The following is a 14,934-nucleotide window of genomic DNA, read 5'->3' as shown; positions in this document are numbered from 1 at the left end:
AGTTCATCCTGATCTAGGAATTCATCGTAGCCCTGGATAAGTGAAATTTCTTGTGGATTAGCGATATGGCGATCGAAACGTTTCGCCATGTAGGCGCGATAGCAAACCTGTGAGCAGTACGCCCTAGTTTTCGAGGTTTTCGGAGTCTCTTTGTTGCATTCGCGACAATGAATAGTTTCTTTGGGAATAGGTGGTCTACCTGATGATGATTTTGAATGGCTACGAACTGTTGGTCGCTCACGAATCCCAGCTAAATTTTCAGCCTGCATATCTTTAAATTGCTTCGAAGATGTGTAGCATTTAATGGAGCAGTAAGTCTTTGGGCGTTTTGAGGAAAACGCCTTCCCGCACGTCTTACATGGGCCTTGAGTCAGTTGTGGCTTGGTTAACCGTATAGATGTAGCAGTACTTCTACATATACTTGAGCAGTAGACCTTAGCCTTTTCATATTTGACTTTTCGAGCTTGTGAATCCGTTCCCTGAAAGCTCACCTGACAGTGTGTACAGATTAGGTTCAGGCGGATCGCCTCTAGTTCCGCATTCATGTAACCGGCCATGTGCCCCCCTCGAATTAGATTCGCAAAATATGCCACTGGCCATCCCAGTTGCGAATTTTACATCTAGCAGTCATCCCATGCCCTGTATGGATGCCTTGAACAACACCCACGCCAGGCCCTGTGCTGGCAAAGTTCACCCGGCCACAGTCCTTGAAGGCGATCTGATTCATGAATCCCCCCCTGCTTTGCACCGCGTCCTTCCCTGCTGCCGTGTCGATCGCTCGCTGACCGTTCGTGATGCGAATAGCTTGAATCACCGTCGATCCGTCATCTGCTTTGCTGTAGCGCAGGGTGCGCTCGTGCTCGACAGCACCAGTACCGGCTGCGGCCTCCGATTCTCGCGACGAATCGCAGCCTCCCAGCGAGAGGCCAACAAGGGCGTAGATGAACAATTTGCGCATAGATGAAGCTCCAGTGATTTGTCGCATAAGCATGCCAGCGCGGGAGAAAATGCCAACTCAAGTAGGTGCATTTACTGCACCGCGCTATAGCCGTCGCCCGTCTGGGTAAAGCGGGTGTGGTGATTACAGGGGCTTTCTAGTGGCCTTGAGCAGCAGAACGCTGATAGATGTACCGTCGAATGCGTTATCAATCGCCTCGGAGAATTCGAGCTTGAAGCCCGGTAGCAGATCGGCAGCGAGCCTCCGGGCGCTTGTCGGCAGCACTGCCCCAAGTCGTCCGCCGGTTTCAATAAGTGTGCCGGCGTGACGGAGGTGTTCCTGCCAGCGGCCTTCGCTGTATGGCGGATTCATGGCGATCACGCTGAAGGAGGTACCAGGTTTCCAGGCGAGGAAATCCCCCTCGATGACGTTGTGTCCTTTCTCTCTCAGTATTTGGCAATGCAGCGGACTGACCTCGACGCAACGGGTGCGATCCTTGGGCAGCAGATCAGCAATGCCGCCCTGGCCAGCCTGAGGTTCGCATACAGTGTCGAGCAGGCTGATATCCAGCCAGTCCACTAGGCGCTGTGCGAGATTCGGAGGGGTCGGGTAGAACTGATAGCTCTTCTGGTCGGGAATGCTGCCACGTGCAGCAACCTCTGCAACAGCGTCACGCGGGTCATAGTCGAACTGCCAGTAGGTTAGGCGGCCATGCTTGGGGCAGGTGGTCAGAACCCCGCCCAGAGCCGCCATGACGCTGCCCACCTCATCGAGCAGGTGTTTGCTGTCCGCACGCTCTCGCACGGAGATACACAGCGTATTGGGTACGTTAATACGGTCGTATTCGCGGCGGAAGTTGGTCGTCTTCTCCAGGTAGTAGTATGTCTCAGCGCTGCTGAGCAGCGATGTCACTGCGTTCGATAGGGGGCGCTCGTAAAGCGTCTTGCTGTTGAAGCCAGATGCCTTCGGCTTTGCTGGGCGCTTGCGGAAGCTCTCCGGGATGGCCATCGGGTGCAGGAACGCCAACACGCTATTGAGCCTGTATGCCATGTCCGGATGGACTTCGAGGTGAGCGGTACCCACCTTGTATGCCCTAACGCGAACGCTGCCGCCATCTATCTCTACCCACTCGCCCCGGCTTGCCCGTGCCAGGTGCAGGATGCGAGTGGTAGAAGCACGGCACGGATCATCGCGGCCCATGAACTTGGCTACCACCATGCGTAGATCGTGGATATAGCCCTCACGGTCATGATCGGTCGATCCCCAGTCGTTATAGACGTGGCTCATGATTGCGCGCTTGTAAAAGCCTTCTGGCTGATTGGTCACATGGGTGCGCGACAGGGCTCGGAAGATGCCATCAACACGCTCGGCCAAGAATTCAACACGGCGGGAGAGGAGGCTTTGAATCGTTGCACGCAGGTTGTCGAGATTGAACTCTGGCATATCCAGCTCAGGGTTCTCGCCACGTTTGTATTTGTGGTCGCGCCAGGCGTTCAGGGTTTTGTGCCATTGGCTACGGCGGGCCTGCGGCATGTGCTCCATAAGGTCGGTTTGATTGAGCGCACGCTGCCAATAGGCTGCGGTCAACTCGTTCAGCGCGCCCTCAAGCTGGAATATTTCGCCGAAGGCGCTGGTATGGCGAATGCTTGCGCTACGACCGTACTGGTCATTGCCATTACCATCGAAGAAATAACCCAGCACACCAGAAACCTTTTCCTGGGTGATGATCCCATGTACCTCAATGACACGGGCTTTCTCGCGCTCGTAATCGCCGGCTAGCAACGTCAGCGCGTCAAACTGAACGGGGGCAAAAAATTGGTCGATGACATCGCCATGAATGACTGCACTGGAATGACGGTCGTTCTCGAAAAGCTGCATAAGTGAAAACCTCCTTGGTTTCCACCAACTTCTCATTGTCCCGAAGAATCCCAAGCTGTCAGTCGATCACGACTTCTCTCGCTGAATCCCAGTCGCTGGGGGCAGCATCTCCAGTGGCAAAGGCAAATCTCATACCCACGGTCGGCCTGCCTTTCTTCATGAGGTATGCCGCAGCGCCTGCGCACATCGACTCGTGCCCCGAGGGTTCATAGTTCCCCTCATCGTCCCAGTTGCCACCCCGTTTTGAATGCACGGTCTTGTGACACTGGAAAGTCGAGTGATCATCCTCGATCAGGGTAGAAATAATCCCCTCCAAGCGCCCGCGGCTTAGCGGAATGGCTCCCTCCTTCAGGAACGGGCAATTCGCACATGGTTTTTTCAGTCGGTAGTGCTGCTTGATCGGATTCACTGAACCGTTTCCTTAGCGCGAAACATCAATGGCGAAAACCTCGACTGGATCTGCCCCAAAGTGCGGATGAACGATCGTCGTCAAGCGATAGCCCTTCCAGGGCAACACAAGTCTTCGTGCGTCATCTCCGCGCTTCGGATAGCCACGTGTCAGCTCTATCTGGTCGAAGCTCTGCCCCTCCAAACGCCGACGCCAATAGGGTGTGGCAGCCCGAAATTCTTCCGGCTTGACGCCAGCCTTGATCGCGTCGAAATACTCGCCTTTGAGTGGCAGCGTCAGGGTTCGCATGGAGCGGGTTCCTTTCAGTTCGTTACGGTCACGGGGTCAGGCGCTGGGTAGGTCACGTTAGTAACCGGCGCAGCGCTGTCGCGCAGCTTCCGCACCGGGCGGCCGTGCGCGGCGTCGGCATAACCCAGGCGGGCGATACGCTGCGCGCGGTAGACCAGGCCGAGCGGGTTGGGCCAGGGCCTGCCGGCTTCGTAGCGCTTGCGGCTGGCCATATAGGGCACGTCAATATGCAGCGAATCGAGGCCCGCCGACTCAGCGCACAGGCGGGCAATGTAGCGGTCTAGCAGGTCGGCACGCATGGGGCGAGTTCCCTCAGTAGCGGGCTGGATTGCCTTTGTACTGCCAGCGCTCGATCAGCGCCGCAGTCCATTCAGGCCCCAGGCGGGCCAGTGCTTCGGCGATAGTGTCATTGCTCTGGTTCAGCAGCTCGGCGCTGTTCGCGGCCAGTGCGACATAGAGGTATTCGCCACGACTCAGGGCACCAACACAGTCAAGGTCGCCCTTGGCCACGCGCAGCGCCAATGCGTCGAGGTAATCCAGTTGATCGGCCATTTGGTCATTCTCCTTCTGTGGTTGGGTGTCGCTATCGGTTGGGTTTGGGGTGTCTATTCAGAGCGTTCGCGTTCAATCCAAAGCTGATCCTGACTGAACACGATGTAACTGTCCCGAGCCTCGGGCACTACCTTTCTAAACTGCGCATCTGTCATGTCGTCGAGCCGACTGAGGTCGCCACTAGCGCTTAGCCGCTCAATCACCTCAGTGGTGAGCCCTTCGTAGCGATTGAGATAGACGATTGCATCCATCCCCGCACGTTTGGCGCTCGCGATAATGGATTTCCAGTTACCGCCGCGATCTTTGCTTCGGCGAATATTCTTCGCCTTCAGATAGGCTCGGATGACACGGGAACCCTTGCCTGCACGCATAGAGGCCTGTGCTGAGGTACCAAAATGAAGCCCACCGTCGACCGTTTTGCACGGATCAAGGGTGTCGAACTCCTCATTGGTTCGATGTTCCAGCAGCAAAGGAGAACCCGAGGAGTCAACCACCACGGAAGGGCTGAGCCATTTTTTGAAGTCATCCTCAGCCGAATCTAGCCCGCTGCGCATAGGTTTTCCTGTTGGAGAGCTACTAAGATGTATGGATTATCCCACTTGCCAGGCACAACCCAAGCACCTGGCCTGAAGCAGGATTGAACGCACTGGCTGCCCGGACAAGCGAAGAGTGAAAATGGGAAAAGATAAAATTCACTGGAGAATCAGCGCGGAGGATGTCCTGGCCGTTCTGGAGTATTACAACGCCGCTAGCCTGAAAGCCCAACAAACGGCGCTTTCTGGCACGGCGACCCAGCTTGAGAAATTGTTGGGAGGCCCACTGCATAAACTCCTCGAGCCGGAAGAGGCTGACGCGATCCGAAAGGCCGGAGAGATCGTCCGCTCGCTCAATATTCGAGTTGAGCACGCCAAAGAGATCAAACGCCGGGAGGAGAAGCAGAGGGAGGCCCGGATTAAGGCTCGCAAGGCCCTGATTGACGCCGAGGTTAGAGCTGCATTCCCGAGGCCACAGGCAACGGCGGAGGACGCAATACGGATTACAACGCTGGCGATGGCGCTTCACCACGAGAAATTCATCCTGGATTTCTATGATGTCCCAACCATGACAAGTCAGTATCAGGAGCGACTTCAGCGAGCGCTCAAGGAAAAGGCACTGGGTGGCTACGTCGATTACGCTCATACAGACATCGTGCGCGGATTATCTGAAACCCTCGACTATCGGCAGAGTGGGAGTCCAAAGGCGGACATTGCGGCCGCACTTAGCTTGTGTGAAAGCTGGAAGCCAAAACACCGGACGGCGAAGGAATTCCTAGAGTTTGTCCATCGTCAAATAGCGATTGAGCTCTCGGCCAACGTAGAGAGATTGCCGGTCAAGAAGAAGCCGGCCGGCAGGTAGCCACAGCAAACCTTCTCACAGCAATTCAGGCTGAGCCTGAAGGCGTGCCATGATTCGGCTGTTCAAGGCCTGCCGGTCTTCGGCCATCCTGGCGTCTCTGGCGGCACGTATGCCGTTGAACTGGTTGACGACATAGATCAGGTACAGCGGGTCGCTCGGGCCTACCCAGGCGTTCCAGGCTGCACGGCATTTGGCTCGGGTCTCTGCATTCAAGGCAAAATACGCAGCTCGTGCTTTACGCCACACGGCGGCATGGTTCTGACGCATACGGTCGGTGACCTTGCCCTCGTAAAGGGCACGCAGGCGCTTTTCTTCTTCCCAGCTGTGCTGGATCTCGCGAATCTGATCGCCGAAAAGTGGCAGTGATTCAGCCTCCCGCGCCTGTTTGCGCTCAAAGGCCTTCTTCATTCGCTCTGTGACAGTGCGTTTTTCCTGACGAAGCAGGTACTTCTTGAATCTCATGACCGACACTCCAGCGCCCGGCGGGTAAGAGCGGCCAGCAGTAACCCCAGGGCGCACCAGGTGGCCAACATGAGTAAGCCGAGGAGTGCGATGCCAGCGGTGCCGAAAAGCCCGCCAAAAAGCAGCAGGAAGGCCTGAGGCGCGGCTGCGAACACCCCAGACCAGATCAGCGTGGCATTGGCCACCCCGGCTAGGAACATGAGCCATGCAAGGTATTCCGGCAAATAGCTCGACTTGAATGAAGGGGACTGCATGAGGCAACTCCTTGTTGTCAGAGGGGGAGATGCCTTCAGGCTATTTCCATTCCGGAATATCCCAAGCCAACAAAAAGCCCGGCGAACCGGGCTGAGATTGCTCTAGGTGCTAGTCCTCAAAATGCAAGCTCTTGCTGGCGGTCTGCGTAGCCGCACCAACGGGCGAAGCAGTCGGGATTTCCTACCTCCATCTCTATGTTTCCGGCATAGCCGTTGGTGCGCGCGTCACGGATCAGCTCTGCGATAACTTCGGGACTGTCTCCCATCTCGAAGCAGATATCAAAAGTACGCTCGCCCAGCCCTTCAAACCCACGATCCCACAACTGGTAGCTGGTGATCTCATGCACGAGATTGTGGCGGTAGGCCAGCTGAACAAAGCGCACACGAGCTTTGAAGCCCGAAGCGGTTGTAAGGCCTACCTTGTCGCGTAGACCAAACAGTTCGGTGATGGTGGCGGTGGTGTAAGACATATGGCGATCCGAGTTATCCAGGAGATGCCATCAGGCTACGGCATGAGCTGGGAATCCCAACCAGACTCAACGAGCTACGGGAGGGCCGACCCCAAGCGGCGGCATGATCAGGATTTCGTAGACAGAAGGGGGCAGGGGATCAATTTGCACCCTGATGCCGGTGTATTGGGCTGAAGGCCTCCCATCCAGAGGAAAAACGCCGTGGGGAATTTCAGGATCGGTGCCGAGCCACATCCGGGCGCGGTAGTCGACCCGGTAAATCCCAACCTCGATCCAGTAGTGGGGAGAAACGGCCCGGCCAGCAACGAGCAGTTGGCCAAGCATGCCTTGGTAGGGAATTCCTGCCTGAGCCAACCGGGTAGCAACCAGCCTGCACATCCCATCGCACTCGACAGGTGCGCTATCCAAGGATTCTAAGAGCCTATCCAGGACTGCGGCGGTGATCGGGCGGTCAGTCATAGTCCTTTGCCTTGAGGAATGTTGATCGTTCGCGAAGATGGCCAGAGTACGGTGGCTAGAGGGAAACCCAATTGCTGGTTGAGCGACAGTGCGCTGCTCAAAGAAAAGCCCGCCTAGGGCAAGCCTGGCGGGCTTCGGAAATAAAATGGGCAGCTTCAGCGACACCACAGACGAGACAGGTGAGGGGAGGAGTGTCTTGGGAGCGTAGCTTCTACCATGAAGCTGCCCAGGGCCTAATTTACCATGACTCGCTGCGGTCTTCTGCTCTCTCAGGAGAACAGCGATTTGATTGCCGAGAGAAGGCTTCGCTTTGGCGCTTCTGGTTCCGCTGGAGTGCTTGCCGCACGGTAGGCCGCCATCAGGTGAACATCCTTGGCCAACATCCGGTAGACACACTGGTTTGCGTCTGGGGTCGGCTTATGCAGTTGGTACCCATGATGTTTGCTGAGATACAAAGCAACTGCTGCACTGCGGGATCGGCCGGCGTGGCAATTGACAGCGATATATTCCCCCTGATCTGCAATTTCTCGTATGCGCTCCCGCAGCACATCAGCCTTGCTGCTGAGCAGGTAATCGACGTAATTCCGCTCAAAATCTGGCCCGTATATCTCAATGACTTCTTCGTCAAAGCCAGCATCAATGAAGTGGTGGTAGCTCACACTCTTCCAGCGTGCTTCGTCGATGCAGGCCTGATCTTCAAGGCCATCAGATATCGATATCAGATGGCAGTCAGGGCCTGGCGAGTATGCTTCAGCCTCGCTGCGCGATAAGAAGGTGCAGCTGGGTATGGTTTGGTGCATTTTTCTCTCCGTTGCTACCGACATGTCTACTGGGTTACCGAGGCCCTGAATTTCGATACATCGATGCGCTGGGCTTCCACTAGGCTCTGTAGTTTGCCGACATGAAACGCGGCAATGACCGGGCTCTGAAGAAAAGCAACACCGGGAATGGTGTTTGGCAGCAACGCCGTAACCTTGGTATGCAAATGTGCCCGAATCGGCTCATACCATGGCGCGTAACCACCCTCTCTCTTTTGGCTCGGATTGCGGTAGATGGACTGGCCGTCGCCCTCTGGCAGCTTGAGCATTTTCCGACACTCCAGTGACTCGTGGCTGAAACAGCCGATTTTCATATCACCGTCCAAGATGCCTTGACGCAGAGCACTTACCTCGGACGTTGCGAAGATGAAGGACATGCCCAGCACGACCAGGAAGAAGCCGGCCACGCGCAGGCTTAGCAGTTGCCCTAGCCCATACAGCGCAAGTAGCCCCCCCATTACGGAGCCATGCCAGTAAAGACCAACTCGAGGGCTGAGGAACGATGCGTTCCGCATATCTTCGTTGGTGATTGGCACCTGGAAGGTCAACCAGGCGGATGCGAGGACGCAGATAGCCAGCCACGCGAAGATCAGCAAGCCAGCCGTCGCGATGACAATGCTCATGAGCTTTTCAGCCTGAGTTAGCAGGGCCTGCTTGGGCATATCGGAAGAGGGAATTTCTGTGGACATGGGTAGATTCCTTTTTCAATGACAAAGCCCGCGAGCTGGTCGGGCTTGCGGGCTTCTTGTGTGGGAGGAAGGATTACTTCTTGGCGTCGATGAACGGCAGGGTTCCGCCTGGAAGTACCGTGGTAGGCAGCACGCCGTTCCAGCGCTCGGCTTTGGTAAGCTCGACCAGGCCGGGGTTGCTGCCCAGGGCGCGGGCGCGGGCGTCGATGGCTTTTGCTTCCGCTTCGCCGCGCAGCTGGATGCTTTCCGCTTCGGCACGTGCGGCGGCCAGTGCCGAATCCGCGGTAGCCTGGGCCTGGGTGACGACAATCCGCGCCTGGATCTGCTCAGTGGCCAGTTGCTGCTCACGAGTCTTCACGGCAACCTCAGCGCGCATGCGTTCTTCGATCGACTTCTCGTAAGCGTCACTGAAGTCGATGTTCTCGACTTGCACACTGTCGATCACCACCGGCCCACTGATTGCGCCCTTGATTGCGGCGGCGATATCGGCAACTAGCTTGCCGCGTTGCTGTACCGCGTTGACGGCGGTGTACTGACCGAAGACGTTTTCTACCTGTGTCGGGACATGGCGGCTGATCGCCCTTGTCAGCAGGCCTTCCAGATCGGCGTAGCCCTTGTAGACATCCGCGACCTCGCCTGCCGGCACGTGCCAGCTGACCGAGACCGACAGCGTTGCAGCCTGCTGGTCACGGCTGTACGCCTGCAAGCCGTCCCACTTGGTGGCGTTGTTCTGTATCGAGATCGCTTTGGCGCTGTCGATGAAGGGGATTTTCCAATGCAGCCCAGGATCTGCCACCTCCATAAAGGCACCGTTGCGCAGGACTACTGCGCGCTCTTTCTCGTCGACGGTATAAAACGAACCCAGCAGCAAACCCACACCAATAACGGCCACAACGGCAATCGAGCCGAGAGCCAGGGGAGATCTGGAAGAGGATGAGAAATTGTTGAATTGCATACTGATGATCCTTGGTGGTTGGTCAGCGGATAGTTTGTTAGGTAATGGCTGAAGGATGTCCCGATTTCAGGCGGTTTTATCGCCTGAAAGCGGGCTATGCTGTTTGCGGTTGTGCGGTGTTTTTCTCCTCGGTTTCGGTCGAGTTGCATTGGCCACGCTATAGGCATGCCTGAAAAACCCAAGTCACCTCGATACGGCCGTCTAGCTGGCTGATTGAGTCGTAGGGGCTGACAGCGCGAAAAAAAAGGCGACACAAATGGTCGCCTGAGTTCTATGGGCCTCCGTTTAGAGGCTCTTCAACACACCCCAGTGAACTGGACGGCGATCCGCCTTTTCCAGTGCCTCCGCTGCTACCGAGGCTTGCTCGTGCGAACTCCACACGCTGTCGGAGCAACGCTCAACTCCGTGCTCCTGGTCTCGGAAAATCAGGTCAAAGGTCGGAGCCTCATACTGGTCAGAGATATCCCGCACTACAAAGCGCTCGTGCTCGAGGTGATGTGTCACGGCGGATGCGGCGCTCACAGGCACGATCCTGCTTTCAGGGGAGCTGAGGATGCAGACCCCGAGGGGACTCCCAGCTGCTCCGCCGAATCACTCTTGGGGGGCAAGCTCGACGCCGAACCGTCGCGCTCTGGTTGGGAGATGGACGTTTCGATGTTGCAGCGACCGATCTCAATTCCAAGCTCATTGCTGGCCTGTTGGGAGAGATCTTGCAAAGCATCCTCAACAGCTAATTCGAGCTTGGCCTTCAGTCGAGAAAGTGCTTGTGGTGAGCCAGTAACTCCAATGGCCAGGCTGAGGTTAAGTCCAGCCTGATGCCGGGCTTGGGGCGTGACGACCTGCATAAATGGTTCTCCGTATAGGTTGATCTGCCTCCTTCTCTCACGATCGTCGAGAATCCCAAGTTCCCGTTGCCTGTTCAGGATTGCTTCTCCTCAGTGTTTAATAGCCGTGTATAAATTTTCTGACGGAAATCCCATGGATCAAAGCCTTGAAGTCTTGGAGCGAACGCTGCAAGCAAGCATCAAAGAGCAGCGCTCAGCACGTCGCTGGAAGAATTTTTTCCGTCTCGCGACTCTTGGGATCGTCGTGACTGCCTTTGTGGTCGGCGGAAGGGCAGACCTTGATGGCGTTGGGGCCGATGTGCCGGTAACAGCAAAAATCAAGGTGAGGGGAGTGATTGCGGATGGGGAGGAAGCGAGCGCTGAGAACCTGAAGCGTAGCCTCGGCAAGGCCTTTGAAAGTGAGAATACGAAAGCTGTGATTTTGGAAATCAACAGCCCAGGCGGTAGTCCCGTCCAAGCAGGCCATGTTTACGACGAAGTTCGCCGCTTGCGTGCACTGCATCCAGACACGAAGGTTTATGCCGTCATCACAGATCTGGGGGCCTCCGGTGGCTATTACATTGCCAGCGCAGCCGATGAGATATTTGCGGACAAGGCCAGTTTGGTCGGATCGATCGGTGTAACCGCGGCGAGCTTTGGTTACGTCGAGCTCATGCAAAAGCTTGGGGTCGAACGCCGCTCCTATACGTCCGGCGAACACAAGGCCTTCCTCGATCAATTCCAGCCTCAAAATCAAGAGGAGACGAAGTTCTGGGAAGGGGTGCTCAAAACAACCCACAACCAATTCATTCGCTCGGTTGAGGCTGGGCGGGGAGAGCGTTTGAAAGCGAAGGAGAATCCCGACCTATACTCGGGGCTGATATGGACTGGTGAGCAAGCGGTAGGACTGGGGCTGGTTGATCGCCTGGGTGATTCTGACTACGTGGCTCGTGAAGTCGTAGGTGTGAGCAAGATCGTTGACTTCACCCGCAAACAGAATCCCCTGGATCGCTTTGCCAGCAAGATCGGCGCTTCGGTTGCCGAACACCTCTCATTGCGGCTTGGGTTCGACGGCCTGAGCTTGCGCTAAAGCCCAGCAGGAACCCGGCCAGGCTAAGCAGTATCTGCCCCGTCCAGAGATGGACGGGGCATTTTTTTAGCCGCGCTTGAGTTGATCACGCAACTGAGTGGGTAGATTGCGAATAGTCAGCGTGCCGGCATTCTCGTCGTAGTCGATCTTGGAGCCCAGCAGGTGGGCCTCGAAGCTGATCGACAGACCTTCGGCGCGGCCGGTGAAGCGGCGGAATTGGTTCAGGGTGCGTTTATCCGCTGGGATCTCAGGTGACAGTCCGTAGTCGCGGTTGCGGATGTGATCGTAGAACGCCTTTGGTCGATCTTCATCGATCAGCCCGGACAGCTCCTCCAGCGTCATCGGCTCGCCCAACTTCGCCTGGCTGGTCGCGTAGCCAACCAGAGTATTGGTCTTCTCCCGCGCCTGCTCCTCGGGCAGATCCTCGCTCTCGACGAAATCGCTGAATGCCTTGAGCAAGGTGCGGGTTTCACCGGGGGCGTCTACACCCTCCTGGCAACCGATGAAATCACGGAAGTAGTCGGAGACCTTTCGACCGTTCTTGCCCTTGATGAACGAAATGTACTGTTTGGACTGCTTGTTGTTCTGCCACTCGCTGATGTTGATGCGCGCTGCCAGGTGCAGTTGGCCGAGATCCAGGTGCTTGGCTGGGGTCACGTCCAGGGCGTCGGTCACCGCCACGCCGTCGCTGTGGTGCAGCAGGGCGATGGCCATGTAGTCGGTCATGCCTTGCTGATAGTGGGCGAACAGGACGTGGCCGCCGGTGGAGAGGTTCGATTCTTCCATCAGCTTTTGCAGGTGCTCTACGGCAGCGTGAGTGAAAGATGTGAAGTCCTGGCCGCCCTCGATGTACTCCTTCAGCCATCGGCTGAAGGGATAAGCGCCGGACTCCGCATGGAAGAGCCCCCAGGCCTTGCCCTGCTTTGCGTTGTAGCTCTCGTTTAGATCGGCGAGCATGTTGTCGATGGGTGGCGACACACCCAGCTCGCTGTCGCGGGCGTGCAGGACGGCTGGAGTACCATCAGGTTTTTTGTCGATCTGATGAACGATGATGTGACGGATTGGCATGAGCAAAGTCCCTGTAGTTTGGGGTTAGTAAGGCGTTTCGTGGGGGTGTTTCGACAAATGGGCGGTGAGCACTTGCTTACTGAAGTCGGTCAGGATTTCAGGAGCAAGAACGGAACCGGTGATTGCAGCGGCGGGGCGAAAAATCCTCTTGCCGGAAGCCGTGAGCCAATCGAACACCATGAAGTGTTGGTGCGCTCCAGTTTTGAGAGGCGGCAGCGCCTGCCAGGTCATAGTTGAACTGGCGTATAGCGACAGTGCTGATATGACGGTTTGCGACTCCCCTGCATTGCGGCTCCGCTCGGGCAGAGCGTCATAGGCGCTGAGGGTTGCGCCGAGAACATCAGCGGGCTGAAGTCCGTCAAGATTCTTCAGATCCTCGCCGCTCTGCATTGCTCGATAGCCGTCCAGCGTCAGCTGGCCAACGAGTCGGGGGCCAGCAACCAGGTTGTATGAGTACAGCCAGAATCCAACGGCATTTCGTGCGCCGGCTGCTTCATCATCGATAACCCAGCTTGCATGCCGCAGCGACTCAGCAAACTTGCGAGCGCGCGCCTTTCCTACGTCATCCATCTACGACTCCTATCTCTTGGCCTGCGTCGACGCCTGTGCGAAAGCTCAGGCAATGTCGAACACAGTCGCACGCCGGCCGGAAAACCCAAGTCGAGATGCGAGCATCAGGAAGAGCCTGTATCGGCGCATTGGCAGGAAAAAATATCCGTCTCAATCAGGCTGCGCTCTGTTGCCGTCTCCATTCCACGGATCGAGCACCTGGCTTGGGTTATTTCGAAGCGATGGTTTCCTACCTGTAGTTCTTACAGCGGGAAACCTCGATGCAGCTCCGACCCTACCAACAACAGCAGGATTTTGAACTCCGCAAGGGCATAAGCCTTGGCGCGATCATTCAGATGCTGATGAGTCCTACGGGCTCCGGTAAGACAGAGGTGGCCAAGCACATCATTGCCGGTGCGCAGGCGAAGAACCGGAGGGCCTGGTTCATCGTCGACAGCGTGAAGCTGCTCGATCAGACGCTTGAGCGGTTCCACAAAGATGGTTTGGTCGCCGGTGCAATTCAGTCAGACCATCCCTGCACTGACTACCGAAAGCCCATCCAGGTCGCAACGATCCAGAGCTTGCGTCCGCGACTGGATTACATGCTCAACCACCACAAACCACACCTTGTTCTCATTGACGAGGCGCATGTCATCCACGAAGCCCACATTGAGCTGATCACGTGGTGCCGGCGGAACAAGGTGCCAGTTATTGGGCTCAGTGCTACCCCATGGCGGCGAGGCCTGGGCCGCATCTTTGACAGACTGGTCAACTGCATCTCCCTTTCCGAGCTGACAGACCAAGGTTTCCTTGTCCCTACACAGTGCTACGCGCCCTCCGTGCCTTCGCTGAAGGGGGTGAGCACGAAGCCGAATGGTGACTGGATCGAGGACGAGCTTGCCACGGTCATGGGTGACGCCAAGCTGCTTGGTGACGTGGTAACGCACTGGAAAGAACTGGGTGAAAACCGCAAAACAATGGTTTTCGCCTGCAACGTCCAGCATTCCAAGAAGCTCGCTGCTGAGTTTTTAAAAGCTGGGGTTGCCGCAGCTCATATCGATGGCTATATGCCGCCGCATGAGACCGAGGAGATCTTGCGCCAGTACAAGGCGGGCAAGATAAGGGTCTTGGTCTCAGTGGCTATGCTGATCAAGGGGTTTGATGACCCCTCGACCAGTTGCCTCGTGATAGCGCGGCCTACCAAGTCCCTGATGCTTCACTACCAGATGATTGGCCGCGGGCTGCGACTCTCGCCTGAAACTGGAAAAATCGACTGCATTATCATTGACCACTCCGGGAACCTCTTGCTTAACGGGAAGCCAACGGACGAGGTGCCCGACGCCATGGACAATGGGGAAGGGGAGCGTCTTGACCGCCGCCCGCAGGACAAAGGCGATCAGGAGAAAAAAACCAAGCCATGTCCGAAGTGCAGCTTTGTTTTCAGCGGATTGCTCTGTCCGAAGTGTGGCAACGAAATCGTAATACCGGATGGGGTGGCGGTGGCCACCGGCAAACTGGTGAAGCTAGACGATCGACGCAAAGTGCTCGGGCCGACCAGTAAACAGCACACTTTCTGCGAGCTGCTTGGGTACGCCCGTGAGACCGGCAAGAAAGACGGGTGGGCTCAGTACGCATACCAGGCATACATGAAAGAGCTGCCAGATCGCGCATGGATCGGTACCGTGCAACCCAAACCACCGAGCGAAGACATGAAAAGCTGGGTGAAGGGCTATAACGTCCGTCGCGCCAAAAGCAAACGCCGATTCGGGTGAGCCGGTGGCTTGGGATTATCTAGAGCCATGTTTCACTGCTTTCAGCTGGGACTTAACACCCATGC

The 14,934-nt window shown here is 56.6% G+C and carries 21 protein-coding genes; 3 read left to right on the top strand and 18 right to left on the bottom strand.

Annotated features, from left to right (window positions below):
• From RGV33_RS34080 to RGV33_RS34045, 8 genes are all read right to left on the bottom strand, one after another.
• Positions 1 to 269 (bottom strand): hypothetical protein (locus RGV33_RS34080; protein WP_322148924.1); only part of this gene is annotated, 269 nt, incomplete at its 3' end.
• A 302-nt stretch (positions 270 to 571) separates the two neighbouring features.
• A complete protein-coding gene (locus RGV33_RS34075; protein WP_169838417.1) occupies positions 572 to 958 on the bottom strand; it encodes a hypothetical protein in 387 nt (128 codons plus the stop codon).
• A gap of 123 nt (positions 959 to 1,081) precedes the next feature.
• Positions 1,082 to 2,815, bottom strand: a complete 1,734-nt coding sequence (locus RGV33_RS34070; protein ID WP_169838418.1) for a DUF4942 domain-containing protein — start codon at positions 2,813 to 2,815, stop codon at positions 1,082 to 1,084.
• Positions 2,816 to 2,873: 58 nt separating this feature from the next.
• A complete protein-coding gene (locus RGV33_RS34065) occupies positions 2,874 to 3,224 on the bottom strand; it encodes a hypothetical protein (RefSeq protein WP_169838419.1) in 351 nt (116 codons plus the stop codon).
• A gap of 12 nt (positions 3,225 to 3,236) precedes the next feature.
• Positions 3,237 to 3,512 (bottom strand): hypothetical protein, encoded by a 276-nt coding sequence (locus RGV33_RS34060; protein ID WP_033045049.1) that lies wholly within the window; start codon positions 3,510 to 3,512, stop codon positions 3,237 to 3,239.
• A gap of 14 nt (positions 3,513 to 3,526) precedes the next feature.
• On the bottom strand, positions 3,527 to 3,811 hold the full coding sequence (locus RGV33_RS34055; RefSeq protein ID WP_322148922.1) for a hypothetical protein: 285 nt from the start codon (positions 3,809 to 3,811) through the stop codon (positions 3,527 to 3,529).
• A 13-nt stretch (positions 3,812 to 3,824) separates the two neighbouring features.
• Complete coding sequence (locus RGV33_RS34050; protein ID WP_033045051.1) at positions 3,825 to 4,064, bottom strand: hypothetical protein; 240 nt, start codon at positions 4,062 to 4,064, stop codon at positions 3,825 to 3,827.
• A gap of 53 nt (positions 4,065 to 4,117) precedes the next feature.
• A complete protein-coding gene (locus RGV33_RS34045) occupies positions 4,118 to 4,618 on the bottom strand; it encodes a hypothetical protein (RefSeq protein ID WP_169838420.1) in 501 nt (166 codons plus the stop codon).
• A 121-nt stretch (positions 4,619 to 4,739) separates the two neighbouring features.
• Here RGV33_RS34045 and RGV33_RS34040 point away from each other — a divergent pair, with 121 nt between their 5' ends.
• Positions 4,740 to 5,459: a hypothetical protein gene (locus RGV33_RS34040; RefSeq protein ID WP_169838421.1), complete on the top strand. Its 720-nt coding sequence runs from the start codon at positions 4,740 to 4,742 to the stop codon at positions 5,457 to 5,459.
• 15 nt (positions 5,460 to 5,474) lie between these two features.
• Here the strand turns inward: RGV33_RS34040 and RGV33_RS34035 are convergent, their stop codons facing one another.
• The 8 genes from RGV33_RS34035 to RGV33_RS34000 all read right to left on the bottom strand — a co-directional run bounded on the left by RGV33_RS34035 (position 5,475) and on the right by RGV33_RS34000 (position 10,411).
• On the bottom strand, positions 5,475 to 5,921 hold the full coding sequence (locus RGV33_RS34035; protein WP_169838422.1) for a hypothetical protein: 447 nt from the start codon (positions 5,919 to 5,921) through the stop codon (positions 5,475 to 5,477).
• Positions 5,918 to 6,175, bottom strand: a complete 258-nt coding sequence (locus tag RGV33_RS34030) for a hypothetical protein (protein ID WP_047297019.1) — start codon at positions 6,173 to 6,175, stop codon at positions 5,918 to 5,920. The genes RGV33_RS34035 and RGV33_RS34030 overlap by 4 nt, the downstream gene beginning before the upstream one ends.
• Before the next feature lie 116 nt (positions 6,176 to 6,291).
• Positions 6,292 to 6,645, bottom strand: a complete 354-nt coding sequence (locus tag RGV33_RS34025) for a hypothetical protein (RefSeq protein WP_172690149.1) — start codon at positions 6,643 to 6,645, stop codon at positions 6,292 to 6,294.
• Positions 6,646 to 6,711: 66 nt separating this feature from the next.
• Positions 6,712 to 7,104, bottom strand: coding sequence for a hypothetical protein (locus RGV33_RS34020; RefSeq protein ID WP_169838424.1), 393 nt, complete (start codon positions 7,102 to 7,104; stop codon positions 6,712 to 6,714).
• Positions 7,105 to 7,373: 269 nt separating this feature from the next.
• Complete coding sequence (locus RGV33_RS34015; protein ID WP_099169974.1) at positions 7,374 to 7,904, bottom strand: dual specificity protein phosphatase family protein; 531 nt, start codon at positions 7,902 to 7,904, stop codon at positions 7,374 to 7,376.
• Between the two features lie 26 nt (positions 7,905 to 7,930).
• Complete coding sequence (locus tag RGV33_RS34010; RefSeq protein WP_060763797.1) at positions 7,931 to 8,611, bottom strand: hypothetical protein; 681 nt, start codon at positions 8,609 to 8,611, stop codon at positions 7,931 to 7,933.
• Positions 8,612 to 8,684: 73 nt separating this feature from the next.
• Positions 8,685 to 9,566: a prohibitin family protein gene (locus RGV33_RS34005; protein ID WP_060763796.1), complete on the bottom strand. Its 882-nt coding sequence runs from the start codon at positions 9,564 to 9,566 to the stop codon at positions 8,685 to 8,687.
• 518 nt (positions 9,567 to 10,084) lie between these two features.
• Positions 10,085 to 10,411 (bottom strand): hypothetical protein, encoded by a 327-nt coding sequence (locus tag RGV33_RS34000; protein WP_060763795.1) that lies wholly within the window; start codon positions 10,409 to 10,411, stop codon positions 10,085 to 10,087.
• Between the two features lie 133 nt (positions 10,412 to 10,544).
• On the opposite strand from RGV33_RS34000, the gene sppA reads away from it, so the two are divergent.
• Positions 10,545 to 11,480, top strand: coding sequence for a signal peptide peptidase SppA (gene sppA, locus RGV33_RS33995; RefSeq protein WP_060763794.1), 936 nt, complete (start codon positions 10,545 to 10,547; stop codon positions 11,478 to 11,480).
• A gap of 66 nt (positions 11,481 to 11,546) precedes the next feature.
• Here sppA and yejK read toward each other — a convergent pair whose 3' ends face one another.
• Both yejK and RGV33_RS33985 read right to left on the bottom strand, forming a co-directional pair.
• Positions 11,547 to 12,548 carry a nucleoid-associated protein YejK gene (yejK, locus tag RGV33_RS33990; RefSeq protein WP_043859657.1) on the bottom strand — a complete coding sequence of 334 codons (1,002 nt, stop codon included), beginning with the start codon at positions 12,546 to 12,548 and terminating at the stop codon, positions 11,547 to 11,549.
• 24 nt (positions 12,549 to 12,572) lie between these two features.
• A complete protein-coding gene (locus tag RGV33_RS33985; RefSeq protein WP_060763793.1) occupies positions 12,573 to 13,118 on the bottom strand; it encodes a hypothetical protein in 546 nt (181 codons plus the stop codon).
• A 260-nt stretch (positions 13,119 to 13,378) separates the two neighbouring features.
• Here RGV33_RS33985 and RGV33_RS33980 point away from each other — a divergent pair, with 260 nt between their 5' ends.
• Positions 13,379 to 14,869: a DEAD/DEAH box helicase gene (locus RGV33_RS33980; protein ID WP_033045069.1), complete on the top strand. Its 1,491-nt coding sequence runs from the start codon at positions 13,379 to 13,381 to the stop codon at positions 14,867 to 14,869.
• Positions 14,870 to 14,934: the final 65 nt, after the last annotated feature.

The sequence above is a fragment of the Pseudomonas sp. Bout1 genome (assembly GCF_034314165.1).
Taxonomy (GTDB): domain Bacteria; phylum Pseudomonadota; class Gammaproteobacteria; order Pseudomonadales; family Pseudomonadaceae; genus Aquipseudomonas.
This window is presented reverse-complemented; position numbering and strand designations above follow the sequence as displayed.

Coding starts and splice junctions, on each gene's coding strand:
- RGV33_RS34040 (WP_169838421.1), top strand. CDS start 4,740: ATGGGAAAAGATAAAATTCACTGGAGAATCAGCGCGGAGGATGTCCTG.
- RGV33_RS34035 (WP_169838422.1), bottom strand. CDS start 5,921: ATGAGATTCAAGAAGTACCTGCTTCGTCAGGAAAAACGCACTGTCACA.
- RGV33_RS34075 (WP_169838417.1), bottom strand. CDS start 958: ATGCGCAAATTGTTCATCTACGCCCTTGTTGGCCTCTCGCTGGGAGGC.
- RGV33_RS34020 (WP_169838424.1), bottom strand. CDS start 7,104: ATGACTGACCGCCCGATCACCGCCGCAGTCCTGGATAGGCTCTTAGAA.
- RGV33_RS34055 (WP_322148922.1), bottom strand. CDS start 3,811: ATGCGTGCCGACCTGCTAGACCGCTACATTGCCCGCCTGTGCGCTGAG.
- RGV33_RS34025 (WP_172690149.1), bottom strand. CDS start 6,645: ATGTCTTACACCACCGCCACCATCACCGAACTGTTTGGTCTACGCGAC.
- yejK (WP_043859657.1), bottom strand. CDS start 12,548: ATGCCAATCCGTCACATCATCGTTCATCAGATCGACAAAAAACCTGAT.
- RGV33_RS34070 (WP_169838418.1), bottom strand. CDS start 2,815: ATGCAGCTTTTCGAGAACGACCGTCATTCCAGTGCAGTCATTCATGGC.
- RGV33_RS34000 (WP_060763795.1), bottom strand. CDS start 10,411: ATGCAGGTCGTCACGCCCCAAGCCCGGCATCAGGCTGGACTTAACCTC.
- sppA (WP_060763794.1), top strand. CDS start 10,545: ATGGATCAAAGCCTTGAAGTCTTGGAGCGAACGCTGCAAGCAAGCATC.
- RGV33_RS34015 (WP_099169974.1), bottom strand. CDS start 7,904: ATGCACCAAACCATACCCAGCTGCACCTTCTTATCGCGCAGCGAGGCT.
- RGV33_RS34050 (WP_033045051.1), bottom strand. CDS start 4,064: ATGGCCGATCAACTGGATTACCTCGACGCATTGGCGCTGCGCGTGGCC.
- RGV33_RS34030 (WP_047297019.1), bottom strand. CDS start 6,175: ATGCAGTCCCCTTCATTCAAGTCGAGCTATTTGCCGGAATACCTTGCA.
- RGV33_RS33980 (WP_033045069.1), top strand. CDS start 13,379: ATGCAGCTCCGACCCTACCAACAACAGCAGGATTTTGAACTCCGCAAG.
- RGV33_RS34005 (WP_060763796.1), bottom strand. CDS start 9,566: ATGCAATTCAACAATTTCTCATCCTCTTCCAGATCTCCCCTGGCTCTC.
- RGV33_RS34045 (WP_169838420.1), bottom strand. CDS start 4,618: ATGCGCAGCGGGCTAGATTCGGCTGAGGATGACTTCAAAAAATGGCTC.
- RGV33_RS34010 (WP_060763797.1), bottom strand. CDS start 8,611: ATGTCCACAGAAATTCCCTCTTCCGATATGCCCAAGCAGGCCCTGCTA.
- RGV33_RS34060 (WP_033045049.1), bottom strand. CDS start 3,512: ATGCGAACCCTGACGCTGCCACTCAAAGGCGAGTATTTCGACGCGATC.
- RGV33_RS33985 (WP_060763793.1), bottom strand. CDS start 13,118: ATGGATGACGTAGGAAAGGCGCGCGCTCGCAAGTTTGCTGAGTCGCTG.